Consider the following 26,858-nt stretch of genomic DNA (forward strand, 5'->3'; position numbering starts at 1 on the left):
CAATGAACAAAGGCAAATTTATATCCCTTGAAGGTGGTGAAGGTAGCGGTAAATCCTCTGCTATTGCTTGTATTGAAAGCTGGCTACAAGAGCAGGGTATCGCTTACCTGATGACACGTGAACCTGGCGGCACACCTTTAGCGGAAGAAATTCGCGATCTTGTGCTAAAGCCAAGGCAAGAAACTGTCAGTGATATGACAGAACTCCTGATGATGTATGCGGCGAGAGCGCAGCACCTTAGTGAAAAAATCATTCCTGCTCTGCAGCAAGGGTTATGGGTCATAAGTGATCGTTTCATTGATTCATCCTATGTATATCAAGGGATCGCCCGTGGTGGTCAGATAAGTACCCTAGATCAACTTACCCAATGGGTGGTAGGTGACCATCAACCGGACTCAACCTTGTTATTGGATGTTAGTGTTGAAGTGGGGATGCAGCGCGTAGGGTTAAGGCAAGGCGCAGATAGATTGGATCAAGAGTCTATAGGCTTCCATGAGAAGGTTAGACAGGGCTTTTTAGATCGGGCAAAGGCTGAACCGGAGCGCATTAAAGTCATTAATGCCGAACTTGCTATAGAGCAGGTGCATGAACAAATAGTTGAACAACTTCACCAGCTAAATCAAGCTTGGGTTAAAGGGGTCTAAATGCAAGATATCGCCAGCTGGCTGTTGCCACCTCTTGAAAGAGTGCAGACTTTAAAGCAAACCAATAGTTTGTCTCATGCGCTGCTTATAAGTGGTGCGCAAGGGGTAGGGCAAGAAGTACTGGCCGAGCAAATAGTGAAAAGCTTAATGTGCGAAGGCCAAGGATTGGCTCCTTGCAATTTATGCCATTCTTGCCAGTTGATGCAGGCTGAAACCCATCCAGATTACCGTATTTTGGATGGTGAAGATGGCGCCATTAAAATTGATCAAATTCGTAACCTAGTCAGCAAAATTAGCCAGAAGCCTCAAGTTGGGCAAAATAAAGTAGTGCTGATACGTCATGCTCAGGCTATGAACATAAATGCCGCCAATGCTGTCTTAAAAGCCTTAGAAGAGCCGGCTGATCGTACCTATTTTGTCTTGACGAGCTCTCAATCTACGAGCCTTTTACCCACTATCCGTAGCCGATGCTTGCTACTTAATGTGCCAACGCCAAACAGTGAAATGGTCGCCGGCTGGCTCAACCAACAAGAGCAGGGTGAAGCATTAAAAGCCTTGTTCTGGTTAACAACACAGCCCTATCGTCTGTTGGCTTTGAGGGATGATGGTAAATTAGACTTCTATACAGAATTGCCGGATAAGCTTTGTCAGTTTTTGCAATCAACAATGAGTGTTGAGCAAATTCTTAAAGGCTTAGACAGCAATAATATTGGTCATTACTGTGATGCTTTAGCCGCGATACTTCACCAGTGCATTTGTCATTCAACTGGGGCAGAACTTAGCCCGTCTCTTAATCAGGTTTATGAGATTCTTATGAACCGATGTGGTATCCGCAAAATAATGCAACGCTATCAAGCGCTGCAAAATTTGAAGCAAGACCTTCAAAAAACCAATTTAAACCCCATTATGCAATTAACCTTAGAATTGAATCAGTGGTAACCCTTATATGTTAATCGATACCCATTGCCATCTGGATAAACTGGATTTATCCCCTTATGACAATAATCTTCACGGTGCGCTGGATGCCGCTTACCATGAGGGTGTAAGGCAATTGCTCTCCATTGCGGTGAACCTTGAAGACATGTCTAAGTTGCTGGCATTTACGGAGCGTGAAGGGGTTTACGCAAGTTGTGGTGTGCACCCTTTGCATACTGAAGGTTTGTTAACGGATGGTTCAGCGTTAAAGCAATTTGCTGAAAATAAAAAAATCATTGCGATTGGTGAAACTGGCTTAGATTACTTTTATGAAACCAGCGAAGAGATTCATACCGCGCAACGTGAAAGTTTTAAGCAGCATTTGATCGCAGCTGGCCAGTTGGATTTACCGGTTATCGTGCACACACGAAATGCACAGCAAGATACCATGGACCTTATCAGGCAGTATGGTAATAAAGACTCTGCTGGGGTTTTGCATTGCTTTACAGAAGATTACCCCATGGCTAAAGCCGCGCTAGAGGAAAACTACCTGATCTCGATTTCTGGTATCGTAACCTTTCGAACCGCTGAAGAATTAAAAGAAACGGTCAGAAAGCTTCCTTTATCTTCATTATTAGTTGAAACCGATGCCCCGTATCTGGCCCCGGTGCCTTTTCGTGGCAAAAAGAATGAGCCGAAGTTTGTTAAAGAAGTGGCTCAATACGTTGCGGATCTAAAAGGTATTCGTTACGAGGCTTTGCTTGAAGCCAGTGCAGAAAATTTCCATCGAGTATTCAAAAGGGCCCAGCCAGATTACCAGCTAACTGTGTAAGTGCTGATTTCTTCTTCGCGACAGATTTTCGTCACCTTAATGGCGCATTTTTTATAGGCGCATAGAGATTATCAATGTTAATCTGATCACACATACAAGATAAAACAAAAAACGAAAGAAGGATTTCTTCTTTCCCAAACCCACTACAAAGGGTTTGTTTTGACATAAGGAATATCATTAATGACCAGTATGGTTAAAGCGCTTCCACCTAAAGATCTTGCCGCTAAAGTTCCAGCGGACCACCTTCCTTTTGAAACCCTTAACGACATTACACCTTTGAGTGGCATATTAGGCCAAGAACGTGCGGTAGAAGCGATTCAGTTTGGCGTGGCTATGCAGCGTCCGGGCTACAATATTTTTGCCATGGGCGATTCAGGAACCGGCCGCTCTTCCTACGTAATGAGCTATTTGAAAAGTGAAGCAAAGCGATGCGATGCACCAACAGAATGGGCATACGTCAACAACTTCACAGAAAGTCATAGGCCGAAAGCATTAGAGTTTGCACCGGGCTTAGCAGCAGAGTTTGAGCAGGAAATCCGTACTCTCATTGACGGTCTTATGGTGACCTTTCCCGCAGCATTTGAAAACACTACATATCAGCAACAAAAAGGCGTTATTGATCGGGCTTTCAACGAGCAGTATGAAGCGGCAATCAATAAAGTTGAGCGGGTTTCGGTGAAAATTGGTGTTGCCATGTTCCGTGACGCCTCTTCTGTAAGCTTTGCCCCCATGAAAGATGGCAAAGCCTTAGAAGAAAATGAATTTGCCGCCCTTAGCGACGAAGAACGCGACGCTTTCCAAGAGGGCGTTTCTACTCTTGAGAGCATGCTTAATGAAGAGTTATTGAGCCTTCCTCAATGGAAACGCGCTACTTACGAACAGCTTCGTCAATTAAACCTCAACACATTGCAAGAAGCCTTAGATCCACTCATGTCTGGCTTGTTTGCTAAATACCAAGACGATGAAGCGGTAACAGATTATCTAAAAGCCATGCGGGAGGATTTAGATAAGGTCATTATTGATCAAATGGCGGATGATAAAGCCAGCGAAAACCGTGATGAGATTGCCCGCCGCCAGCTATACGAAGAGCTTTACTTACCAAATATTGCTGTGACCCATGAAGCTGATGGTGGTCAGCCTGTAATATATGAGCCACATCCCACATACCGTAACTTGTTTGGTCAGGTGGAGCACAGTAGCGACCAGGGTATGTTAATCACTAGCTACCGCTTAATTCGTTCGGGTAGTTTGCATGCTGCCAACGGTGGCTATTTAATCTTGGATGCCGAAAAGCTACTCACCGATCATTATTTGTGGGAAGCGTTAAAACGCGCCCTAAAAAATAAAACCTTAAAAATTGAGCACCCTTATGCGGACATGGGCTTAACCAATACCATGACCCTGTCACCACAAGATTTACCATTGCAGGTAAAAGTTGTGCTGATCGGTTCTCGCGAGATTTATTACTTGCTACAGGACGCGGATCCTGATTTCCAAGAAATGTTCCGTGTCTTGGTGGACTTTGATGACACCCTTAAACGTAACAAGGAGTCGGAAATCGCCTTTGCTCGTCTCATGAAAGATCGAGTCGATAAAGAAGAATATGCCAATGTAAGCCGTGATGGTGTTGCTGCGTTAATCGAATACAGCAGCCGTTTGGCGGAGCATCAAAGAGAAATGGCCGCTAAGATTGGCGATGTTTTTGAGCTGCTTGGGGAGGCGGATTTTGTTCGTCAAATGGCCAAAGATGATCTGATTACTCAGTCTCATATTGCCCGTGCCCTTAAAGCTAAGAAACACCGTACTGGACGAGTCAGCGAAAAAATCATTGAAGAAATTCTTGAAGGTACGGTGCTACTGGAAAGTGATGGCTTTGCGGTAGGTAAAATCAATGGTTTAACCGTGATGCAAATTGGTGACAGCAGCTTTGGTGCCCCCGCGCGTATTTCAACAACGGTTCACCCGGGTGGGAAGGGTATTATTGATATTGAGCGTGAGTCTAATCTTGGCCAGAATATTCACTCCAAAGGGGTGTTAATACTGTCAGGCTATTTAGGTAACAAATACGCTCAGCGCTACCCGTTGGATATTTCAGCTTCCATAGCAATGGAGCAAAGCTATGGTTATGTAGACGGGGATTCAGCATCAACCGCTGAATTATGTTGTCTATTGTCGGCCTTGATTCAAGTGCCATTGCGCCAAGATTTAGCCATTACTGGCTCCCTTAATCAGTATGGTGAAGTGCAAGCCATTGGCGGCGTGAATGAAAAAATTGAAGGTTTCTTCAACGTTTGTAATGCCAGAGGCTTAACTGGTAAACAGGGGGTTATCATTCCAAAATCGAATGCGAATAACCTGATGCTAAACGATGAAATCATCGAAGCCGTTGAAGCAGGCTTGTTCCATGTTTATCCAATTGCTACTGCAGACGAAGCCTTGCATTTACTGACGGGCATAGAGCCAGGTGTTGCCAACGAAGAAGGGGAATACCCTGAAAATAGCTTGTCCGCCAAAGTGATTTTACGCTTAGAAGAAATTTCTAAGTTAGGCGAAGAAGAGGATGACGAGGAAGAAGACGACGAAGATAGCGAAAAGAAAAAAGACCAAGACAAAAAAGAGTCCTCTAAGTCTTAGTCTTTAATCGACAGAGTAAGGGTTAATACTTGCCCTTACTCTGTTTGATAATTTGTACTTGGCATTCCTGATCCACCCACAAAAACACACTGTAATAGTACTCGCCACGCTGAATATAGCTAACCACTTCCTTTCGATGGCTGGGCAAATGTTTCTTAAGCACCATTCCCTGTTTAAATACTCTACCTTGGTAATAGTTTTCCGCCACGCGGTCTGCCGCTTGTTTGGCATCTAAGTCCCGACACTCGGCAAAACTTGATGCACTAAAAAAAACACTCATTAATAGACTAAAATACGCTATTTTTGACACGAGAAGATCCATTTGTACTTTATCATGGGTGAACTGCTTGACTAATAGGTGATCTTATCACTATGTGCTGTTACAATGCGCGGCGATAGAGAGAGGAAATTATGGCTCGTACTAAAAAATCACGCACCATGCGTGGAAAACTGGGTAAAACCGGTTCCAAAGAAATGATGAAAGAGCAAAATAAAGCTCGTAAAGCTTCATCAGTTCGCCGATTTACGACAAAAAAAGCGAAAGCTCGCAAAGAACAGGCGCACAAAAAACTTGAAAGACTTGGCTTGTTACCCGAAAAAGAAGAAGCTACCGTGGCAGCACGTCCGCGTCGTTTTGTCTTCGTAAAACCTGTTGATGAAGAACAGGAGGCTAAAAAAGCCGCTGCATTAAAGATCAAACAACAAGGTATTGATCCGGATACAGAAACCCTTTCTACCGATGAGCTGCTTTCAGCTTTTTCAGAAGAACACTAGGATTATCTTGTTGTTATAAAAGGCTGCGCTTGCAGCCTTTTTTTTATGCTTTTAATATTGTCTGATTGATCCAGCCATTTTTCAAAATTAAGTAGTATTTTATGAATGATAAAGCCACTGTTCCTATGTCAAGCGTACGTTACTTGTTGCAGGCTGTTGAAAACCAAGGGCTTGATAGAAAGGCTTTATTAGAAAGTTTAGACATACAGGAACAAGACCTTATTGATGCCCAAAGTTTTCCGGCTTATCAATACGGCATGCTTTATCAGAAAATCATGTGGCTAATGCAGGACGAATCTTTCGGCATGCTCAGTGGCGGTAAAATCCCTAATGGTGCGTTTAGAATGATGTGTTTGAGCATTATTCATGCGCGTTCGCTGGCCCATGCTTTGTATCGTTGCAGTGACTTTTATGAAATTTGTCGTGGCCCCACCATTAAACCAGTGCTAATAAAAAAAGGCCGTTTTGCCTTGGTGACCTTTGCTCCTATTGAATCCATGCACGACGAAGTTGAAACCATTTTAAAGCCTGAGTCCAAGGAACAACTGCGAACCACCTTGTCTATGTGGCATCACTTTTTCTGTTGGTTGATTGGTCGCCGACTCAGTTTGAAGGCGGCTTATTTCACCAGTGAGCGCCCAGATGATGTGGAATACGATAAAACCCTGTTTCAATCGGAAGTGAAGTATAACCAACATGCTAACGCATTGGTCTTTCCTGCCAGTTACTTAGATATGCCCATAGTACAAACGGAAGATAGCTTACGTGGTTTTTTAAAAACCGCGCCATATCAGCTATTGGTCATGGTTGAAAACGATAACAGCTTAAAATCTAGAGTCATGGCTATTTTAGGGAAAGACTTCTCCCGTGAAATGCCCAGTGCCGATGAAGTGGCCAGTGGCTTGAATATGAGTGTTTCGACCTTGAGACGCCGCTTGAACGAAGAAAACACTTCCTACCAACAAATCAAAGATGAGTCTCGTAAAGAGGCCGCCATCACTTACATGAATGTTCCGCGTTTAAGTATCAATGATATCGCAGGCTTAATGGGCTTCGATGAACCCAGTGCGTTTTTTAGATCCTTCAAAAAATGGACAGGAATGACGCCAGGTGAATACCGTAAAAGTGAGGAATATTTGAAATTTGATAAAGGCATCAGATCCTCTTAACAGGCCATACGATCAGGCTTTTGATTTTCTAGTGAATGTATTTGTCAGAAATATAGGCTAGAAATGTTATTGAGAGATTCGCTTCATTTTACCATTCTATAAGTCATCATCCGCTCGGATAATAACTTGGAGAATAAAAAATGAGCGAATACCAATATCCACAAAATGACATTCAATTTAGCCTGCAGTCTATCGCTCAACTTGAGCGCTTGTCCCCCTTTTTAGAAGAACCACTAGATTCTGAATTATTAGACGCCATTTTAAGTGAAGCGGGTAAATTAAGTGAGCAAGTCATTGCCCCCATTAATGCTTCAGGTGACCAACAAGGTTCACGCGTAGAGCAAGGTGAAGTCTATGAAGCAGAGGGTTTCAAAGAAGCATTCCACACTTACCGCGAATCAGGCTGGTTAGCACTAGCAGGTAATCCAGAATTTGGTGGTCAGGGTTTACCTTCAAGTCTAGCGACTGCCGTGAATGAAGGTGTTCAAGCTGCTAACTTAGCTTTTTCTCTTTGCCCCTTGTTAAGCCAAGGGGCAATCGAAGCGATCGAATCCCATGCCAGTGAAGAACTTAAGCAGCGTTACATTCCGAAAATGCTAACAGGTGAGTGGACTGGAACCATGAACTTAACTGAGCCTGCTGCAGGTTCTGATCTTGCCGCTATCGCATGTAAAGCAACTCCCGAAGGTGACCATTTCAAAATTAAAGGACAAAAAATATTTATCACTTGGGGTGATCACCAGATGAGCGACAACATAGTTCATCTAGTGTTGGCTCGTCTTCCGGACGCTCCAGCAGGCGTAAAGGGCATTTCATTATTTATCGTGCCGAAATTCTTACTGGATGCTAATGATCAACCTGCACAGCGTAACGATGTTCAGGTGGTCTCAGTGGAACATAAAATGGGCATTCATGCTTCCCCAACTTGTGTGATGAGTTTTGGCGATAAAGCAGGAGCCATTGGGTACCTTGTAGGGCAGGCCAACGAAGGCATAAAAGCCATGTTCACCATGATGAATAACGCCCGACAAGGGGTAGGCTTACAAGGTCTTGGTATTTCTGAAAGGGCTTATCAGCAAGCATTAAGCTATGCGAAAGAACGCAAGCAAGGTATGAAAGCTGACCGATCTGGTAAAGCAGCCATTATAGAGCATGCTGATGTACGTCGTATGCTTATGATGATGAAGTCCCAAATTGATGCCATGCGAAGCCTAATTTATCTTGCTGCGGTAGAAAATGATCTATCCCATTTAGCTTCTGGAGAAGTTCAACAGGCCGCCATTAAACGTACCGCACTATACACTCCAATCGTTAAGGGCTGGATCACTGAGCAAGCTCAGGAAATTACGTCGTTGGCCATTCAAATCCATGGTGGTATGGGCTTTATTGAAGAAACTGGTGTTGCACAACATGCACGAGACGCTCGTATTCTACCTATCTATGAAGGCACAAACGGTATACAAGCTATTGATCTTATCGGGCGTAAGTTACACCTAGATAAAGGTGAGCAAATGTACCTATTGCTAGATGAGATTGAGGAAGAGTTAAAAAGTTATAGGCAAGAGGCTCTACAAAGCAATGTGGAAAAACTGACTAGCTCTATTGCTGTGGCACGTCATGCGACTAAAAACTGTTTAGAGATAATGCAGCGTGACGCCAATGAAGGCACAGGTTCAGCCTATGCTTACATGATGATGTGTGGCTATGTAATTGGTGGCTGGTTACAGATTAGAGCGCAAAAACTATGCTTAGAAAATCAACAAATGGGCGAAGAGCAAAAAGCCTCTTGGCTACATTCAATTAATTTCTATTGTGATCATGTGTTGCCTCGCGCTCACATGCATGCACAAACCATTGCATCTGGGCAGGATTCAATGGCGGATTTAACGATCTTGAGTTTTGAACGCTAAATCTGGCAAGACCTAACATTATAATTATAAAGAATTGGAAGGCGCATATGACTGATAGAGAAGTGATGGAATTTGATGTTGTCATTGTTGGTGGTGGACCTGCAGGACTTTCTACTGCTTGTCGTTTAATGCAACAAGCGCAAGCGAGAGAACAAGAGCTGAGTGTTTGCTTAGTGGAAAAAGGCTCAGAAATTGGCGCTCATATATTATCAGGTGCTGTGGTGGAAACCACGGCCTTATCTGAACTCTTCCCAAACTGGCAAGAGCTGGGTGCACCACTGCATACCAAGGTCAATGTGGACGAGTTGCATTGGCTTTCCAGTGCGGAAAAATCCTCTGCAATGAGCCATTGGGTGGTTCCTAAAACCTTACATAATGACGGTAATTACATTATCAGTTTGGGTAACCTATGTCGTTGGTTAGCAGAACAAGCTGAATCACTAGGCGTAGAGATATTTCCAGGTTTTACCGCAGCCAGCTTAGCCTATAACGAACAAGGGGAAGTAGAAGGTATTATTACTGGTGATATGGGTGTCGGCGCCAACGGTGATGAAAAATCAGGCTACATGCCCGGCATGCTGCTTAAAGCAAAATACACTGTGTTTGCCGAAGGCTGTCGCGGACATCTTGGCAAAGAACTTATCGCTAAATATAAGCTGGATGAAAATCAAGCACCGCAACATTATGGTCTCGGTATTAAAGAGTTATGGGACGTGCCAGCAGAGCAAAGTAAACCGGGCGCCGTAATTCATACTGCCGGTTGGCCTTTGGGGAAAGAAGCTGGAGGGGGTGGTTTCTTATACCATTTAGAAAACAACCAGGTAGTAGTGGGTTTGATCATGGATTTAAACTACAAAAACCCACATTTGAGCCCTTATGAAGAGTTTCAGCGTTATAAGCACCACCCACTTATCGCCAAGCACCTAGAAGGTGCTAAGCGTGTTTCCTATGGCGCTCGAGCCATCGCAAAAGGTGGCTGGTCTTCATTGCCTAAAATGAGTTTTCCTGGTGGCTTGGTCATAGGTTGTGACGCGGGAACATTAAACCCAGCTAAAATCAAAGGCACTCACACCGCCATGAAGAGTGGTATTCTCGCCGCGGAAACCATTATTGAAGCCTTAGGCAGTGAGCAGGGTGATCAAATTATTCAATCTTTCGATGTTCACTTAGCTAATTCTTGGCTAGGGCAAGAATTAGAGCAGGCTCGAAACTTCGTACCAGCAATGCACAAATTGGGTACTTTCTGGGGTGGGGCCTATAACTGGTTGGATCAAAATATCTTTGCGGGAAGCTTGCCTTTACGCTTTCAGGATCTCACACCAGATTACGCAACCCTTGAACCAGCAGACCAGCATAAAGCGCCAAACTATCCTAAACCGGATGGTTTATTAAGCTTTGATCGTTTGTCTTCGGTGTTTTTATCAAACACCAACCACGAAGAGGATCAGCCTTGCCATCTCAAACTCAAAGACGCTGATTTACCTATATCTAAAAACTTACCAGTATTTGATGAGCCTGCTCAACGATACTGTCCAGCAGGTGTTTATGAAATTGTTGAGGGTGACGAAACACCACAACTGCAGATTAACTCGCAAAACTGCTTGCACTGCAAAACCTGTGATATAAAAGATCCGTCTCAAAATATCACTTGGGTAACGCCAGAAGGTGCAGGGGGACCAAATTACCCAAATATGTGATTTTAATATCATTTTTTTACCGCTAAGGGTCACAATTTCGTGGCCCTTTTCTTTATACTCAATACTGGATTTAGCCAGTGGCATGTTTGATAATAGTCCTTTGCTAAAAAGGAGAGAAATATGCGCCTATGGGTCGATGCAGATGCGTGCCCAAACGTAATAAAAACCATTTTATTTCGTGCTGCCGAACGAGTAGAAATACCTTGTATTCTTGTGGCAAACCAAGCCATTGCTATCCCGCCTTCTAAGTGGATTGAACGTAAAGTGGTCAGCTCCGGATTTGATGTGGCAGATAATTACATTGTTGAGCAAATCAACGAAGATGATCTGGTGATTACCGCGGATATTCCATTGGCTTCAGATGTGATTGAAAAAGGTGCCTTGGCCATTAATCCACGTGGCGAGCTGTATACACGAGAGAACATCCGCCAACGTCTTAGTATGCGAGATTTTATGGAGCAAATGCGTTCCTCTGGAATTCAAACTCAGGGGCCAGACACTTTTAATCAAAAGGACAGAATGGCCTTTGCCAATACTCTGGACAAGCTCTTAGCGAAGCGACGCCGTTAGAAGTCGCTTTCATGAGCTATTTGCAAAGCTCCAATCATGGCTTTGCAAATAGCTTAAATTTTTGGGGATTAATATGAAAAAAATCGTTGTAGTAGGCGGTGGCGCAGGTGGCCTAGAATTGGTGACCAAGCTTGGCCATGTATTCGGCAAAAAGCGACAAGCAGAAATCACCTTGATTGATCGCAGTCGGACCCATATTTGGAAACCCTTGCTTCATGAAGTGGCAACCGGTTCCTTAGACATTAACAATGATGGCCTTAATTACCGCGCGCATTCTGCCAAGCATCATTATCAATTCCAACTTGGTACTTTGATCGATGTAGACGGAGAGGCCAAAAAACTGACCTTGGATGCTCTTTCGGATGAAAAGGGCCATGTGATCTTGCCTGAAAGAACATTGGACTATGACATTCTTATCATGGCGATAGGCAGTGTGAGTAACGATTTTGGTACGCCTGGTGTTGCAGAACATTGTTATTTCTTAGATTCTCACAAACAAGCTGAGCGCTTTCAGCAAGCCTTGTTAAATCACTTTTTACGAGTTCACCAAACTGGCGCCGATGAAAAGCTTAAAATCGCCATTGTCGGTGGTGGGGCTACCGGTGTTGAGTTATCTGCAGAGCTTTTCCACGTTGCAGATATGTTAAAAGCCTACGGGATGCCTGATATGTCGGGTAAGCGAGTGCATGTGGAATTGATTGAGGCTGGTCCTCGAATATTGCCTGCTTTACCAGACCGAGTTGCCATGTTGGCCAGTAAAGAACTGAGCCGTTTGGGCGTAACCATTAGCCAAAGCACACGTGTGGTTCAGGCGTTTGATGGTGGCTTTGAAACAGCAGATGAAAAAACCATTGATGCAGACTTAATGATTTGGGCGGCAGGTGTTAAGGCGCCAGATTTCGTTGGAAATATTAAAGGCTTCGAAACCACCCGTAGCAATCAAGTATTAGTAAAAGGCACATTACAAACAGCTGCCTTTGATAATATCTACGTAATTGGCGACTGCTGTGCCTGTAAGCAGGCTGATGGTTCTTTTGTTCCACCAAGAGCTCAATCTGCTCACCAGATGGCGAGTCTTGTTTTTGATAATATTAAGGCTTCTTTCCGTAGTGAAGCTCTTAAAGAATATGTTTATAAAGATTACGGTTCACTTGTGAATCTAAGCAGTTACAGTACCGTTGGTAGCCTAATGGGCAACTTAACCGGTGGCTCTATGTTTGTAGAAGGTCGCATAGCCCGCTTCGTCTACATTTCTTTGTATAGACTGCACTTGATCGCCATTCATGGCTGGGTAAAAGCTACTGTTATCATTGCAGCACAGAAAATCGGCAAGGTAGTGAAGCCAAAGCTTAAGCTGCATTAATTTGTCACTGTAAAACACAATTTAGACACCTAACTCAAATAAGCTAAGAATTATTCTTGGCTTATTTTTTTGCGTTAATCATACCGCGATACACAATAAATAATGGAGAGTACATGCAAGCATATCAATGGGGTATTTTTGCCCTAGCCTTAGGGACATTCGGCTTAGGCACGACGGAGTTTATGCCGATGGGCTTGTTACCAGTTATTGCCGAGGGTGTGGAAGCCTCTATACCTGCTGCCGGTATGTTGATCAGCGCTTATGCCATAGGTGTTATGGTTGGAGCGCCGCTAATCACTTTGTTTCTTAACAAGTACAGCCATAAAACAGCCTTGCTCATTCTTATGCTGATATTTGTTTCTGGTAATGTTTTTTCAGCGCTCGCGATTAACTATGAAACCTTTCTGATTTCTCGGGTTATCACTAGCTTATCTCATGGTGCCTTTTTTGGTATTGGTGCCGTGGTGGCGATGAATCTTGCGCCTCTGCATAAACGAGGCTCTGCGGTTGCTGCTATTTTCTTAGGTTTAACCATTGCCAATATAGTGGGTGTACCTTTTACTACTTGGCTGGGTCAGCAATTTGATTGGCGTTTAGCCTTTGCGGTTACCGCTGCGCTTGGCCTGATAGCTATGTATGGGCTTAATAAAAACTTGCCGAATACTGCACCGCCCGAAAAAGTAAATGTAAAAAGCGAACTGAAAGTTATTATGCAGCCATCCGCATTGCGCGCTTTTGCCACCACAGTTATGTGCGCGGGTTCTATGTTTACTTTGTACACCTACATTACTCCTATCATGCAGACCTTGGCGCAAGCTTCCGATAATGCGGTTGCCTTTATGCTGGGTTTAACGGGAATAGGCTTCACGTTAGGTAATTATCTCAGTGGTAAACTCACCGATAAGTCACCAAATTTAGCCTTGTATGTATTTCTGGGTTTGCAGGTATTGGTCTTGTTAGTGTTTAGTTTCACAGCTACAACGGTTATTGGTGCAGCTATTACAGTATTGTTATGGGGAACCGTTATCTTTGGTAGTGGACCGCCATTACAGATGCAGGTTATGAAAGTAGCCGCTGCGGCGCCAAGTCTTGCTTCGTCTATTAATATAGGTGCTTTCAACCTAGGCAATGCATTAGGTGCTGCGTTAGGTGGCTTAGTGATCAGTATCGGCTTTAGCTATGAATGGATTCCCACCGCGGCAGCTGGGCTATCACTGATCGGACTTATCATGGTGCTGATTAACAAGAAACTGAATACTGATACGAGTGCAGCTTAGATCTAAACCGATTTGTTAAAAGAAGAGGGTGCTTAGGCACCCTTTTTTAATGCCTATAGTTTGATAAGCCTTAAAGACTTTCATTTAATAAATTACGCTTTAAATTTATTAAATTTATCTTATTCGAGCAGAGTTAGAGAGCTTGGGTGTCAATCAGCAAAATGAGTAAATTTAAAAAATGGCAATTTTATGGGGTCGCTTCACTTATCGCTTTGGATTATCAATGTTGAGCATTTGAGCATTTGAGCATTTGAGCATTTGAGCATTTGAGCATTTGAGCATTTGAGCATTTGAGCATTTGAGCATTTGAGCATAGACAATGGTGCCTTAGGTTAAATTATTATTAGTCAGCAAGTCAGCAAGTCAGCAAGTCAGCAAGTCAGCAAGTCAGCAAGTCAGCAAGTCAGCAAGTCAGCAAGTCAGCAAGTCAGCAAGTCAGCAAGTCAGCAAGTCAGCAAGTCAGCAAGTCAGAATAGGCTGCGATAACTTTTGAATACTAAGTCTTTGCATGAGATGCCGAGGGCTGATAGTCGTAACAGTTGTGGACTAGATGGAATGATGCCAAGCGATAACAGGCTTAAATTTATCGAATAACAGCATAATCTGTCTTATTACACTATTTCCGATAATAACATTTATCGGAAATAGTGAATGTGAATGGCTGCTCTAAATTTAATGTTTGCTTGCTGAATTTCATTTCGCTTAGTCTGACTGCACCATTGAGCGCTTGGTGTTAAACCCTGCGCTCTTTCATTTGTGCGTTAGTTTGTCTCGCTAAGGTATGCGAGCAAGTCTTGTAGTGATGTAACTTCAACTGTTGGCTTGATCTCGTTGTTAGTTTTGTTGTGTGAATTTAACCAGCAAGTGTCTATACCAAATTTGATGCCACCAAGAATGTCAGACTCAAGTGTATCGCCAACCATGAGTACCTTGGTTTTGTCTGTCACAGATAAGCTTTTCATAGCGGCTTCAAAGATGATTGGATTAGGCTTTGCTACACCAATTTCTTCGGATGTGATCACTGAGTCGAAATATTGATCGAGTCCAGTTTTCTTTAGGCGAACTTTCTGCAATTGTCTAAAACCATTGGTTATGATGCCAAGCTTAATTCCTTGCGCGGTTAAACTTTGAACAAGTTGTTCTGCACCGGTTAAGGTTTCACAAATCTCTGCCATGGCATCGAGAAACTCTTTGTTGAGTGTTTTTTCACTTATGGCTAATTTCTCACTCCAGTATTTGAATCGGCGCGTTTGTAATTGTTCCGCTGTAATGCTGCCGTTTTGATATTCGACCCATAGTGGCTTATTGATAGCCTGATAGGTATCAAAATCACTTTGTTTAAAATCAATGCCATGTTTACTGAACATGCGTACTAGACCAGCGAAATTATCAAAATGAAATAAAGTTTCGTCTGCATCAAAGAAAATCCATTGGTACTTCATATGGGGGCTTTTACTTATTTGTAGTGATTTGGGTGAAGTGTGGGGGCTAAAGCCAACACTAAGGCTTGGCTGTAGATGCTTTGGCGAGTAGCTGCTTGGTTGGTAAACAGCCCTATTGCACCGCCCTTTTGTTTTACATTCTCTGTGTTAAATCGTTCATCCATGATGTTGCCAAGTTCAAGACCGTTTTTTAGCTGTTCGTAAATGCTATTTGGAATGGGTAAATTCGCTGTTCTACCAGTTGTCATTACGCCTTTTCGATCAATGATGGTCACGTACGCGAATGTGGCAGCGCCTTCTGGAAATGTGTCAACGCCCCCTTCCATTGCCAAATAAAAGTCGTAGGCATTTAATGTGTCTTGCTCTTCACAAAATAAAGCTCGGTTTTCAGCACCTAGACGAGTTTCTGCTTCCGTCATAGGTTGATCCGCTACCTTGGATGGCGCGTGCATTCCTGCCGCTTGAATGCTGTGGTTTGAAAAACAAAGGCTAAAGGCTTCAATGGCGGCATTGATTTTAACCGGATTATTGGAGCCTACACACAAGTTGATTATGTCTGTCATCTGTATCCTTAACAGATAAAAAAGCCGCTTTGGATTTAAAGCGGCTTTAGGTTATTAATATTATTACAGGCTAGTTTGGGTAATGATTGGCGTTGGGCATTGTACATCGGCGTTTTGCGCCCTGTGTCTCAATAAATGATCCATCAGCGTTAGTGCTAACATAGCTTCTGCTATAGGCGTTGCGCGGATGCCAACACAGGGGTCGTGACGCCCTTTTGTGATCACCTCAATTGGCTGGCCAGATCTGTCGATGCTTTTGCCAGGAATAGTGATGCTAGATGTTGGTTTAAGTGCCATATGAACGATAATGTCTTGTCCTGAGGACAGACCACCTAACACTCCACCTGCATGGTTGCTTAAGAAACCAGTTGGCGTCATCTCATCCCTATGCTCGCTGCCTTTTTGCTCAATAACCTCAAAGCCATCGCCAATTTCAACACCTTTTACAGCGTTAATGCTCATCATAGCTTTAGCGATGTCGGCATCTAAGCGGTCAAAAACAGGGGCGCCTAATCCTGGCATAACATTTTTGGCGATAACACTAATTTTAGCGCCAATGGAGTCCCCTTCACGACGAAGTGCTGTCATGTATTGCTCGAGCTCTGGAATCGCGTCTGGATCAGGGCTAAAGAAGCTATTTTCATAGACTTGGTTAAGATCTTTAACTTCTAGTTTGATAGGACCAAGTTGTGACAAGAAGCCTTGGATTTCAATTCCGAATTGCTGGCGCAGGTATTTCTTAGCGATCGCCCCAGCTGCTACGCGCATTGCGGTTTCACGGGCAGAAGAACGACCACCACCACGGTAATCGCGGAAGCCATATTTTTGGTCATAAGTATAATCTGCGTGGGCTGGGCGAAATGTTTCAGCAATATTGCCGTAATCTCGGGAGCGTTGATCTTGGTTTTCGATCATTAGGCCAATAGGTGTGCCGGTTGTTTTGCCCTCAAACACTCCCGATAAAATTTTAACTTCATCGGGTTCTCTGCGTTGCGTGGTATGTTTTGAAGTACCAGGCTTTCGTAAATCTAGATCTCGTTGTAGGTCCGCTTCGCAGATTTCAATGCCAGGTGGGCAGCCATCAACAATAGCGCCCAACGCAAGCCCATGACTTTCACCAAATGTGGTGACTTTAAAAAGTGTTCCAAATGTGTTGCCTGACATAATGTTATTTTTACTCTTGTGTAAGTTCGCTTAATTGTTGTTTGGTCAAAATGAATACCCCATTGCCACCCTGTTCTAAATCTACCCACATAAATGCTGTGTTTGGGTAGGCAGCTTGTAAGGCGACTTCCGTATTGCCAACTTCGTAAACTAATATACCGTCATCACTGAGATAATGCGCGGCTTGGGCAAGGAATTTATGGGTAAACTCTAAACCATCATCACCAGATGTTAGTGCCAGTTGCGGTTCGTTATGAAACTCTTTTGGCGCTTCACGGAAGTCAACTGCATCAACATAAGGTGGATTACAAATGATGAGATCGTATTTTTTATCTTGATCCAGTGCCGTGAACATATCTGAATGTATGGCCTGCACTCTATCTTCTACTTCATGGCGCAGAATATTCTCATTGGCCACAACTAAGGCTGCTTCACTGATATCTGTAATGTCTACCTCAGCGTCTTCGAACACCAACGCGGCGCTTATGCCTAAGCAGCCACTTCCTGTACACATATCCAGAATGTATTGAGGATAGCTTGTCAGCCAAGGGGAAAACTCATTTTCAAGTAAGGCGACAATTGGTGATCTAGGAATGAGAGTGTCTGCAGTGACTTTAAAAGGCAGCCCCATAAACCATGCTTCACCGAGTAAATAAGGCAAAGGTTGGCGTTTTGTAGTGCGCAAATGAACCAACTTCAGAATGTGTTTCTTCTCGTTATAGCAAAGCGCGCAATCTAGCATGTCACGGTCAAAATCTAGAGGCAGTTTTAAGGCCCCCATAACCAGCTGTACCGCTTCATCCCATGGATTATCTGTGCCATGGCCATAAAAAATATCGGACTTCTGAAATTGGCTATAGGTCCAGCGGATAAAGTCTTTAATGCTGCTTAGATCACGAACAATGCTTTGCTTATAACTCATGTAAACTACTTATATAGTGGATGGATTCTACTAAATGCATTATATCGGTTAATCCTTTTTGTCTCCATGCTTGGCGCTCAAAGTGTTAATGCTATTGTTCATAGAATCCAACTGCTGTCGTATCTTTTGCCAATTCTCTTGCTCTAATTTACGATTGTCCTCTTCCAGCTGTTGTTGTTTGCGCAATGCATTCTCGTACTCTTTATTACGAGCTGCGAGTTCATTGTCTATTTTTGCAAGATCTACATCTTTTTGGGCAAGATTGATGACCAACTCTTTATGTTGCTCTTGAAGTTGACTGATTTGAGCAGTAAGAACGTTATTGGTAGCGGCTAGGTCTTGGTTGCGCTGTGTTAATGTTTCAACTTTTTCTTGTAATGACTGATTTTCCTGTGCCAGTTGATTTAATTTATCTTCACTATGGTCTAGTTCTTCTTGGCATTGGATGAGGGTCTTAGAAAGAGAGAGATAACCTCCGTTGACAGCTTTATCCTTGCGGTCCAAACCTTGCTCAAGGTCGAAGGTGATTTCATCCAGAAGTTTGCCAAGGCTTTGAGTAACATCACGATTAAAGCGCTGAAATACGGGCGACATAACGTCATCTAATTGCTTGAGCTGGTGTTGTTGGTGTTCTTTGTAGATTTCTTCCCATTCGGTGATAGCGTTGAGAAGTGTGGTGTTTGAGCACTTACGGCCATCTTTGTTGATAAAGTATTCGGCGATTCTGGGGATATTAGGGAAGGTGTTCTTTTCTAAAAGCGCCCAACAGGCTAGATGTATTTCTTCTTTCGAGATGTTCGCCTTTCTAGCCATGATGAACTCCAACTAACAATAAAAGATAAATAATGCGTTTATATTACATTATTTATCTTTTGGCATAAACATTGTTATTTGAGCTTTAAATCTGTGAATACTTTGGTTACAACTTCAACACCAAGCTCTTTCGCTAACTCACGCCAAGATTCTTGATATGGCTGATAAATCACCACATTGGCGTTGGCAAAGCGATTGTTAAGTATGTCGTTAATGCTGGAAAGACCGTCAATTAAGCCAATTTTTTCAGCTTTTGCACCGGTAAAGACTAGGCCAGAAAAAACATCATCGTTGATTTTTAAGCGATTGCCCCGCCCCGCCATAACGGCATCAATAAATTGCTGATGGGTTTCATTCAGGACAGCTTGCCATTTACCGCGGGCTTCTTCTGTCATAGGGCTGAAGGGATCTAGGAAGGCCTTGTTCCGTCCTGCCGTAAAAGTACGTCGCTCTACCCCGATTTTATCCATGAGGCCCGTGGCATCAAAACCTGAAGATATGACACCAATAGAACCGACTAAGCTGGCTTTATTAGCATAAATTTCATTGGCGGCTGCCGCGATATAATAGCCACCTGAAGCCGCCATATCTTCAACAACAACAATCACGGGAATGCTTGGGTAAAGAGCTTGTTTATCTTTAATGGCATCATAGATTAACCCCGAGTGGACCGGACTCCCCCCTGGGCTGTTGAGCTGAATTACTAGCGCTTCAAGGTTAGTGTTTTGATAAGCATCTTCTATAAGGGAGACATATTCAGTGGAATCAATTTCTGCATTGGCACCTATCGTACCTCTCATGGGCATTAGCGCCACGACATTTTGATCCACTGCCATAACATCGAGTTTTTGTTGGGTAAACCAGAAGACTCCTAGGCTCGCGATGATAGATAAAGTAACTAGACGAAAGAAGATTTTCCAACGACGGGCACGGCGTTTTTCAACGACATTTTCATTCAAGGTTTTTTCAAGTAATTGCCAGATTTTACTGTCTTGCGAATTGTTATCTTGCAAGTTATTAGCTTGTGAGTCTTGGGGTTGTGTAGAGAGCATTTCATTGTCGGTAAGAGTTTTCTTAGCTTGTTGTTCGTCTTCTTGTTCAGTCCAACTCATTAAATCATCCTAATTGTCACTGTCTTGGTTTGGTGCGCAAAGCCTTAAAGAGGTAAGGTTTTTCTTATGCACGAATTTTATACCACTGTTTTCTAAATGTATTGATTATTTCAGGGCGAGCATACCGCTTCTCATCTGGCTCGCTTAAATCCAAGGGTGTAAGATAGCGTAAAATTTACTATTAGGATGGAACATGACTACAGGTTACACATTAGATCAACTTTCTTTAGATCAAAGCGTCGAGTATGTGAAAACAGTTACCCAAGAAGATGTGCAGGATTTTGCAAGAGTAACAGGCGACACCAACCCCGTTCACCTTGACGCCGAATACGCTGCTAAAACATCCTTTGGTCAACCCATTGCTCATGGCATGCTTAGCGCTGGCTTTATCTCTGCCGCCATTGGTACTAAGTTACCTGGGCCTGGTTGTATCTATCTGGATCAAAGTGTGAAGTTTCGTGGTCCTGTATTTATTGGTCAGGAAGTTGTTACCCGTATCACCGTTGTTGATATAAACCAGCGTAGAAAGCGCGTTACCTTGAAAACAGAATGCCTATGTGAAGGTAAGTTAGTAGTGACTGGCGAAGCAACCATAATGATGCCAGCGTAATTTATGCATGACATTATGACCATTGACTACAGACTTGCGTCATATTTGAACAGATAAAGCAAAAATCAAGTAACACATTAATGTTGCTAGGCTTTCTGTTTATTTAGGTCTATATTGTAAAAAGATTAAATGGCTTTGGGGGATGTGATGACACATCGTTTTTTTAATATCATTATTTTATTGGCTTCATTGCTGGCGATTGGTCAAACCGCCAAAGCAAGTGATGGCCATGATCTAAAATGGTTAGAGCCTGCCCAAAGCCACTTATTTTTCGATATTAGTGTTGGAGAACTGGACCTAGACAGTGATTCTAGTGTTGTTACCCTTTCTCGATCACTTAACTTGGTTGAACCTGTAAAGAGTTCTTTCCTACGCCCTAACCCATCTGTTTCTTCATTATCACTAGAAGAAATCCATCCGCGAGCACCCCCAGTACTTTTCATATAACTCGACCCAAATATTTTTTAATTCATTATTTTGGACAGTATTATGAAAACACTTACTTATGTTTCAACTAAGAACACACACGGCTTAACTTTTCCTGCTCGCGTAGAAAACATTAATTTATACAGCTCAGCGACGACTGTATTTACAGATTTCAATGAAAATGCTCCTCGTATGATCGAGTCCAATACTCGTGCAGATGAATTGGTTCGCCTTATGCGTAAAGAGCATGTTCGATTGAAAATCGTGGTCGATGAGAGCAATCAATTTGAAGGTATTATCAGTTTAGAAGATCTATCTGAAGAGGCTTTTATTAAGCACATTGCAAAAGGCTTCAAACGCTCAGAGATTTTGGTGGCTGATTTAATGCGGAGTAAAGAAGATTTGTTAGCCTTGTCTTTTACGTCACTTCAAAAAGCTGATATCGAGTCTTTGCTATTTAGTCAAAAAGATAACTTTCAGCAACATCTATTAGTACTAGACGAAGAAAGCAAAAAGATTCGCGGCCTAATTTCATCTAATGATGTGGCGAGACAATTGAAGCTTGATCTAGATGTGGCTTCTTCAAACTTTGCAAACACTTACCATATTGCGATTCACGGTACGACAAGACACGAACACAAATTGCGTGTTGCATAATTTACCGAGCGTTAAAGAAGGTGAGAACGAGAGAGGGCTAGTTTAGCCCTCTTTTTTTTGTATCCAGTAAAAATAAAAACCATCGTCGTTTTGTTGTTGATCCAACAAAGTATGGCCTAGGAATTGACAAAACTTAGGGATATCTCGAGTAGTAGATGGGTCAGTGGCGATAACTTTTAACACCTCTTTGGGTTCGAGTTTACGCATTTCAACATGTAGCATCATCACAGGCTCTGGGCACAATAGTCCTTCTGCATCGAGTACGGCTTGGTGTTGCATTATTTCTCCAAATTAAATTGAGTGCTTTATTCGCCAGTCAGCGATAATTAATGCCAGCTCTTGTAAGGTTTCAAGCTGGCTAATGTTTTGCTTCTTAAGTCGCTTAAAGTCATGGTCTGCACCCTCTACCCAAACAAGATCGACTTGGTTTGGTAAGCTTTGTTGCGAGACCCAGTCGTAGTTGCCCATTTGATCGCGAGACCCTTGAATAACTAAACAAGGAACTTCGAGCGCTTCTAAAAAAGCTAAGCGATGTTTTTCTGGCTTGCCAGCTGGGTAAAAAGGAAAACCAATGCAGACAACCCCTTTAACACCATCAATTTTAGTCAACTGGGTAGCCACCCTGCCCCCCATGGATTTACCAATCAATAGATGGTTTTGACCAGATAGAATATGAGATTGCCACTCGCTAACGAGCAGCGGGAATCTTGGCGGTGGCCGCCTTTTCCCAGTAAGCTCCTGCTGTAGCATGTAATCAAAGGTATAGGCTTTGATTACAGTGTTAAATTGTTCCGCTAAAACTTGATTGAATTGCGCCATGAAACTACTGCTGTGACCAGCGCCAGCACCATGAGATAACCATATTGTCGGTTCTTTCAAGACGATTTTCCTCATTGATATCTCATAATTATAAAGCCATCCCTATGTTTAGGCACGGGTTTAACACAAGATGCTGGGCAATATTTTAAGAGTGACAAAGTCTTGACCCGCGTCAGCGTCTAATACCCCAAAGAGTCTTAAGATACTCATATGATTAATTAAGGGTATTTAACAATGTGGGATCAAAATTTAATCGAAAAATATAATGTTTCAGGACCAAGGTACACATCCTATCCAACGGCCTTATCTTTCGATAAAGATATAAAGCGGATTTTACTCATCGATAAGATGATGACTTCAGCGTCTCGCAGCTTAAGTTTGTATTTTCACATTCCTTTTTGCGCTCACCTTTGTTACTACTGTGCATGCAATAAAATAGTGACAAAACAACAAAGCAAAGCAGATGAATATCTTGAGCTGTTAGAAGAAGAGGTTCGCTTAAAAAGCCTTATCCTAAATGATACCAATAGAGTGACCCAACTACACTTTGGGGGCGGTACGCCAACATTTTTAACGGTAAATCAGTTCAAAAAGTTATTTGCTATCATTGAGCAATATTTCACTCTCGATACTAGTGGCGACCATGACTTCAGTGTTGAAATTGACCCCCGCCAAGTAAGTTCAGAGCACATTGATTTGTTAGTGTCTAAAGGCATTAATCGTATCAGTATTGGCGTACAGGACTTTGATCTTACTGTACAGAAAGCCATACACAGGGTGCAAACTTTTGAACAAATAACTGAGCTGATGCAGCTACTGAGACGAAAGCAAATTAACTCAATTAATTTCGACTTGATTTATGGGCTACCCTATCAGAGTTTAAATAATTTCAACCTTACCCTAGATAAAGTCATTGCCCTGAAACCTGACAGAGTGTCGGTCTTTAATTACGCTCACTTGCCCGAAAGGTTTGCTCCACAAAGAAGAATTGATTCAGACACTTTACCTGATGCTAAATTGAAGCTTGAACTACTTGAGTTGGCAACAAGGCGCTTATTAGAGGCAGGCTATGAGCACATTGGAATGGATCACTTTGCAAAACCTAGTGACCCTTTAGTCACCGCTAAGTTACAGGGACGATTGCAGAGGAATTTCCAAGGTTATACCACTCATGCAGAAACAGCCCTAATTGGTTTTGGCTGTTCAGCCATTAGCGATATTAATGATGCTTTTGTGCAAAACCATACGGATATGAATCTTTATAAAAACAGTATTTTGAATGGCCAATTACCTATTGCAAAGGGCTACATTAAAACTCAGGATGATATTATTCGTCATCAAATTATCATGCAGCTTATTTGCAATCTAAACCTTGATATTAGTGCTATTGAAGCTTGTTATGGCATTTGCTTTAAAGATTACTTTGCTAACGAGGTGTTATTGCTTCAACCCATGATCGATGATGGTATACTAAATATTAATCTCACCTCATCGTCTTACACGTTGTCTGTATCAGCATCTGGCCGCCAAATAATACGATGTATATGTATGGTTTTTGATAAGCACTTACCCCAAAGAACAGCTTATTCAAAAGTAATCTAGTAGGAACACGGAGATAAGTATGTCTAGTTCGTCCCTAACACCTAAATTCAGCAGCCAGTTAACTGCCCAATGCCAACAATGCAGCTTGAGTGCTCTATGCTTGCCGATTGCTTTGGCAGATGAAGACATTAATAAGCTAGATAAAATCATCGAAAGAAAGCGCCCTCTAAAAAAAGGCGATGTTTTATTCCGTCAAGGGCAGAGTTTTGATGCTGTGTATGCTGTACGTACTGGGACACTAAAAACCTTTAATATCACCAGTACCGGTGAAGAGCAGATTACCGGCTTCTACTGCCCAAGTGAGTTGCTTGGTTTAAGCGGTATAGATACGGACATTTATCCTGTTTCCGCAAAAGCCTTAGAGACGACTACGGTTTGCGAGATTCCATTTACCCATCTAGAAGAATTGTCATCACAGATCCCTTCTCTAAAGCGCCAAATTTTCAAAATAATGAGTCGTAAAATTTCTGATGACCAACAAATGATGGTGCTTTTAGGGAAGAAGAATGCCGATGAAAAGGTCGCTTCTTTTTTATTGAATTTATCAAACCGATTTGAAAAACGCGGTTATTCCGCTGTCTCTTTCCGACTGTCTATGTCACGCAATGAAATCGGTAACTATCTAGGCTTAGCGGTTGAAACCGTTAGTCGAGTCATCACCCGCTTTCAAAAAAGCGGTTTAATCAAGGTTGAAGGTAAGGAAATAACCATAATCGATCTGGTTGAGGTTCAAAAACTCGTAGGTATGCACAGCGACTGTGGTAGAATTGATGCTATTTGATAATAGTAACAAGGTTTAGAAGTATTATGATCTACGATGATTTTTACATTAAGTCATTAATTAAAACAGTTGAAGATTGGCCAAAAGAAGGCATTAGTTTTCGTGATATTACACCTATTTTTAGCGACCCAAAAGGCCTAAGAATGGTGGCGGATGCTTACATTCATCGCTATATTGATAGTGATATCAGCCACATTGCTTGTATTGATGCTCGTGGCTTCTTGATTGCTGCTATTATCGCTTACGAACTACAAAAGCCCCTAATTTTGATCCGTAAAAAAGGCAAGCTACCTGGCAAAACGATTTCTCAGAGTTATAAGCTTGAGTACGGTGAAGCAGAACTTGAAATCCAAGAAGGCTCTGTTAAGTCCGGTGACCAAGTGCTGTTGTTTGATGATTTGATCGCCACAGGCGGTACATTGTTCGCAGCAATTAAACTACTCAAGAGCCAAGGTGCTTCTATTAAAGAAGTGGCAGCGATTATTGATCTACCTGACCTTAACGGCAGTCAATTATTGCGTGAATCCAATGTGCCAGTATTTAGCTTATGCGCCTATGAAGGCGAATAAAGAGAAATAAGTACAAATAAAAAAGGTGGCCTAAGCCACCTTTTTTATTATCTAAATTTTATCGAAAAACTTAGAAGTCGACTGTTGCACCAACTGAAATGCCAGTATTGATGTTTTTATGTGTGCCATCATCAAAAACAACGACAGTTTTTCCGTAACGGACATAGGCTCTAGCATTTCGCATGGTCATATATTCACCACGGATTTCATAAGTATAGGTATGATCTAACTCTGTCAACGTTAAAATCTCTGGTGAGTAATAGCCAGAACCGTAGATACTTAAACGGTTAGCTTGTGGAAGGGTATAGCGATACCACCCACCCAATCCAACGGCTGCTGCCAGAGTATTCTCATCGTCCTCTGTATCTGTATCAATTAGAGAGCCACGTACTCCTATCCCAGCCTGTAATGGACCATTTGGTTCCGCATCCTCAACACCAATTCCTACGTAAGCAATACTGGAGTTAGAATCCTCATCGTATGTACCACCACCGCTAACAGCAAAATTACCAAAATTTATGGTGGCATCACCGTTAATTATGTCATTGGTTAAGTTAACGCTAGCATTTGACGCGCTTACTAAAGTAGAACCTGTTAATCCGAAAGCGACTAATAGAGCTTTTTGAAGCTGGGTCATTTCTATCTTCCTATAATGAAATAATGTTTAATTTATTTAAGGCGTCTTCGCTTTGTTTTAAGTCTTTGAAGTCAAAGAGTTCCGTATCTGCTAAATGTGATGGTACTACATTTTTAATGGCAGAGAACATAATGTCAGTACGACCAGGGTATTCTTTTTCCCAAGTGTTGAGCATGTCTTTCGCAACCTGGCGCTGTAAGTTTTCTTGAGAGCCACACAAGTTACACGGAATAATCGGATACTCTTTGGCTATCGCAAAGGCTTCAATGTCTTTCTCTTTGCAGTAAGCTAATGGTCTAATTACCACATGCTTGCCATCATCACTTAGTAGTTTTGGTGGCATGGTCTTTAATTTACCACCAAAAAACATATTCAAAAAGAAGGTTTCTAGAATGTCATCTCTATGATGACCAAGGGCGATTTTTGTCGCACCAATTTCTTCAGCGAAACCGTATAAAGAGCCACGTCTTAAACGAGAACATAGACCGCATGTGGTTTTACCTTCCGGTACAATCTCTTTTACTATACTGTAAGTGTCGCGTTCTAAAATATGGAAATCCACTCCAAGCTCTTCTAGGTACGCAGGCAAAATATGCTCAGGAAAGCCTGGCTGTTTCTGATCTAGGTTAACGGCAACAATGCTAAAGTTAATCGGCGCACTGGCTTGTAGGTTACGTAAAATATCCAACATGGTAAAAGAGTCTTTACCACCAGATAAACACACCATTACCTTATCACCATCTTCGATCATATTGAAATCAGAGATTGCTTGCCCTGTCATTCTACGAAGACGCTTTTGTAACTTATTTAATTCTAACTTTTCTTTGGGTCGACTCGATAAATCCATCATAATCACGCTGTAAACGAAATGCGGCTATCTTACTATAAGCTCGATATAGCCGCATTAAAAAAGCAGTAAAAACTGGCCCAAGAAGCAAAATGCCAGCCTTGTTGAA

At 42.4% G+C, this 26,858-nt stretch carries 28 protein-coding genes; 17 read left to right on the top strand and 11 right to left on the bottom strand.

The genetic code is table 11. The annotated features are described in order from the left end of the window. Positions 1–2: 2 nt before the first annotated feature. From tmk to ACUM5Y_RS12010, 4 genes are all read left to right on the top strand, one after another. Positions 3–644 (top strand): dTMP kinase, encoded by a 642-nt coding sequence (tmk, locus tag ACUM5Y_RS11995; RefSeq protein WP_445977110.1) that lies wholly within the window; start codon positions 3–5, stop codon positions 642–644. Further along, positions 645–1,583 (top strand): DNA polymerase III subunit delta', encoded by a 939-nt coding sequence (holB, locus tag ACUM5Y_RS12000; protein ID WP_445977111.1) that lies wholly within the window; start codon positions 645–647, stop codon positions 1,581–1,583. A gap of 7 nt (positions 1,584–1,590) precedes the next feature. Beyond that, on the top strand, positions 1,591–2,391 hold the full coding sequence (locus ACUM5Y_RS12005) for a TatD family hydrolase (protein ID WP_445977112.1): 801 nt from the start codon (positions 1,591–1,593) through the stop codon (positions 2,389–2,391). A 180-nt stretch (positions 2,392–2,571) separates the two neighbouring features. After that, a complete protein-coding gene (locus ACUM5Y_RS12010; protein WP_445977113.1) occupies positions 2,572–5,025 on the top strand; it encodes a Lon protease family protein in 2,454 nt (817 codons plus the stop codon). A 22-nt stretch (positions 5,026–5,047) separates the two neighbouring features. Here the strand turns inward: ACUM5Y_RS12010 and ACUM5Y_RS12015 are convergent, their stop codons facing one another. Beyond that, positions 5,048–5,335, bottom strand: a complete 288-nt coding sequence (locus ACUM5Y_RS12015; RefSeq protein ID WP_445977114.1) for a hypothetical protein — start codon at positions 5,333–5,335, stop codon at positions 5,048–5,050. Positions 5,336–5,436: 101 nt separating this feature from the next. Here ACUM5Y_RS12015 and ACUM5Y_RS12020 point away from each other — a divergent pair, with 101 nt between their 5' ends. From ACUM5Y_RS12020 to ACUM5Y_RS12050, 7 genes are all read left to right on the top strand, one after another. Then, positions 5,437–5,799, top strand: coding sequence for a hypothetical protein (locus tag ACUM5Y_RS12020; protein WP_445977115.1), 363 nt, complete (start codon positions 5,437–5,439; stop codon positions 5,797–5,799). Between the two features lie 101 nt (positions 5,800–5,900). After that, entirely contained in the window at positions 5,901–6,968 is a 1,068-nt protein-coding gene (locus tag ACUM5Y_RS12025) for an AraC family transcriptional regulator (protein WP_445977116.1), read from the top strand. 140 nt (positions 6,969–7,108) lie between these two features. Further along, the gene (locus ACUM5Y_RS12030) at positions 7,109–8,878 is read left to right on the top strand and encodes an acyl-CoA dehydrogenase family protein (RefSeq protein ID WP_445977117.1); all 1,770 of its coding nucleotides are present in this window, start codon (positions 7,109–7,111) and stop codon (positions 8,876–8,878) included. Between the two features lie 47 nt (positions 8,879–8,925). Beyond that, complete coding sequence (locus ACUM5Y_RS12035) at positions 8,926–10,575, top strand: electron transfer flavoprotein-ubiquinone oxidoreductase (protein ID WP_445977118.1); 1,650 nt, start codon at positions 8,926–8,928, stop codon at positions 10,573–10,575. A 120-nt stretch (positions 10,576–10,695) separates the two neighbouring features. After that, complete coding sequence (locus ACUM5Y_RS12040) at positions 10,696–11,145, top strand: YaiI/YqxD family protein (RefSeq protein ID WP_445977119.1); 450 nt, start codon at positions 10,696–10,698, stop codon at positions 11,143–11,145. Positions 11,146–11,218: 73 nt separating this feature from the next. Further along, complete coding sequence (locus tag ACUM5Y_RS12045) at positions 11,219–12,508, top strand: NAD(P)/FAD-dependent oxidoreductase (RefSeq protein ID WP_445977120.1); 1,290 nt, start codon at positions 11,219–11,221, stop codon at positions 12,506–12,508. Between the two features lie 113 nt (positions 12,509–12,621). Then, a complete protein-coding gene (locus ACUM5Y_RS12050) occupies positions 12,622–13,785 on the top strand; it encodes an MFS transporter (RefSeq protein WP_445977121.1) in 1,164 nt (387 codons plus the stop codon). A gap of 761 nt (positions 13,786–14,546) precedes the next feature. Here the strand turns inward: ACUM5Y_RS12050 and yjjG are convergent. From yjjG to sppA, 6 genes are all read right to left on the bottom strand, one after another. Beyond that, the gene (gene yjjG, locus ACUM5Y_RS12055) at positions 14,547–15,227 is read right to left on the bottom strand and encodes a pyrimidine 5'-nucleotidase (protein ID WP_445977122.1); all 681 of its coding nucleotides are present in this window, start codon (positions 15,225–15,227) and stop codon (positions 14,547–14,549) included. Positions 15,228–15,241: 14 nt separating this feature from the next. Further along, complete coding sequence (yjjX, locus tag ACUM5Y_RS12060; RefSeq protein WP_445977123.1) at positions 15,242–15,790, bottom strand: inosine/xanthosine triphosphatase; 549 nt, start codon at positions 15,788–15,790, stop codon at positions 15,242–15,244. Positions 15,791–15,853: 63 nt separating this feature from the next. Further along, entirely contained in the window at positions 15,854–16,954 is a 1,101-nt protein-coding gene (aroC, locus tag ACUM5Y_RS12065) for a chorismate synthase (RefSeq protein WP_445977124.1), read from the bottom strand. A 10-nt stretch (positions 16,955–16,964) separates the two neighbouring features. Next, complete coding sequence (gene prmB / locus ACUM5Y_RS12070) at positions 16,965–17,876, bottom strand: 50S ribosomal protein L3 N(5)-glutamine methyltransferase (RefSeq protein ID WP_445977125.1); 912 nt, start codon at positions 17,874–17,876, stop codon at positions 16,965–16,967. 48 nt (positions 17,877–17,924) lie between these two features. Further along, the gene (locus tag ACUM5Y_RS12075; RefSeq protein WP_445977126.1) at positions 17,925–18,689 is read right to left on the bottom strand and encodes a hypothetical protein; all 765 of its coding nucleotides are present in this window, start codon (positions 18,687–18,689) and stop codon (positions 17,925–17,927) included. Between the two features lie 74 nt (positions 18,690–18,763). Next, positions 18,764–19,801 carry a signal peptide peptidase SppA gene (gene sppA, locus ACUM5Y_RS12080; protein WP_445977127.1) on the bottom strand — a complete coding sequence of 346 codons (1,038 nt, stop codon included), beginning with the start codon at positions 19,799–19,801 and terminating at the stop codon, positions 18,764–18,766. A gap of 193 nt (positions 19,802–19,994) precedes the next feature. Between sppA and ACUM5Y_RS12085 the strand changes: the two genes are divergently transcribed. The 3 genes from ACUM5Y_RS12085 to ACUM5Y_RS12095 all read left to right on the top strand — a co-directional run bounded on the left by ACUM5Y_RS12085 (position 19,995) and on the right by ACUM5Y_RS12095 (position 21,494). Continuing rightward, the gene (locus tag ACUM5Y_RS12085; protein WP_445977128.1) at positions 19,995–20,411 is read left to right on the top strand and encodes a MaoC family dehydratase; all 417 of its coding nucleotides are present in this window, start codon (positions 19,995–19,997) and stop codon (positions 20,409–20,411) included. Between the two features lie 147 nt (positions 20,412–20,558). After that, positions 20,559–20,858, top strand: coding sequence for a hypothetical protein (locus tag ACUM5Y_RS12090; RefSeq protein ID WP_445977129.1), 300 nt, complete (start codon positions 20,559–20,561; stop codon positions 20,856–20,858). 42 nt (positions 20,859–20,900) lie between these two features. Continuing rightward, positions 20,901–21,494 (top strand): CBS domain-containing protein, encoded by a 594-nt coding sequence (locus tag ACUM5Y_RS12095; RefSeq protein ID WP_445977130.1) that lies wholly within the window; start codon positions 20,901–20,903, stop codon positions 21,492–21,494. Positions 21,495–21,536: 42 nt separating this feature from the next. Here ACUM5Y_RS12095 and tusA read toward each other — a convergent pair whose 3' ends face one another. Continuing rightward, positions 21,537–21,773, bottom strand: coding sequence for a sulfurtransferase TusA (gene tusA / locus ACUM5Y_RS12100; protein ID WP_445977131.1), 237 nt, complete (start codon positions 21,771–21,773; stop codon positions 21,537–21,539). A 12-nt stretch (positions 21,774–21,785) separates the two neighbouring features. After that, positions 21,786–22,388, bottom strand: a complete 603-nt coding sequence (locus tag ACUM5Y_RS12105; RefSeq protein WP_445977132.1) for an alpha/beta family hydrolase — start codon at positions 22,386–22,388, stop codon at positions 21,786–21,788. 159 nt (positions 22,389–22,547) lie between these two features. Here ACUM5Y_RS12105 and hemN point away from each other — a divergent pair, with 159 nt between their 5' ends. The 3 genes from hemN to ACUM5Y_RS12120 are packed head-to-tail and all read left to right on the top strand — an operon-like array spanning position 22,548 to position 25,265. Continuing rightward, positions 22,548–23,915, top strand: a complete 1,368-nt coding sequence (gene hemN, locus ACUM5Y_RS12110; protein ID WP_445977133.1) for an oxygen-independent coproporphyrinogen III oxidase — start codon at positions 22,548–22,550, stop codon at positions 23,913–23,915. Between the two features lie 19 nt (positions 23,916–23,934). Then, the gene (gene fnr, locus ACUM5Y_RS12115; protein ID WP_445977134.1) at positions 23,935–24,696 is read left to right on the top strand and encodes a fumarate/nitrate reduction transcriptional regulator Fnr; all 762 of its coding nucleotides are present in this window, start codon (positions 23,935–23,937) and stop codon (positions 24,694–24,696) included. Positions 24,697–24,722: 26 nt separating this feature from the next. Beyond that, a complete protein-coding gene (locus tag ACUM5Y_RS12120; RefSeq protein ID WP_445977135.1) occupies positions 24,723–25,265 on the top strand; it encodes an adenine phosphoribosyltransferase in 543 nt (180 codons plus the stop codon). A 70-nt stretch (positions 25,266–25,335) separates the two neighbouring features. Here ACUM5Y_RS12120 and ACUM5Y_RS12125 read toward each other — a convergent pair whose 3' ends face one another. After that, entirely contained in the window at positions 25,336–25,902 is a 567-nt protein-coding gene (locus ACUM5Y_RS12125; protein ID WP_445977136.1) for a YfaZ family outer membrane protein, read from the bottom strand. 10 nt (positions 25,903–25,912) lie between these two features. Then, a complete protein-coding gene (ttcA, locus tag ACUM5Y_RS12130; protein WP_445977137.1) occupies positions 25,913–26,752 on the bottom strand; it encodes a tRNA 2-thiocytidine(32) synthetase TtcA in 840 nt (279 codons plus the stop codon). Between the last annotated feature and the right edge of the window lie 106 nt (positions 26,753–26,858).

This window comes from Marinomonas dokdonensis, assembly GCF_052747885.1.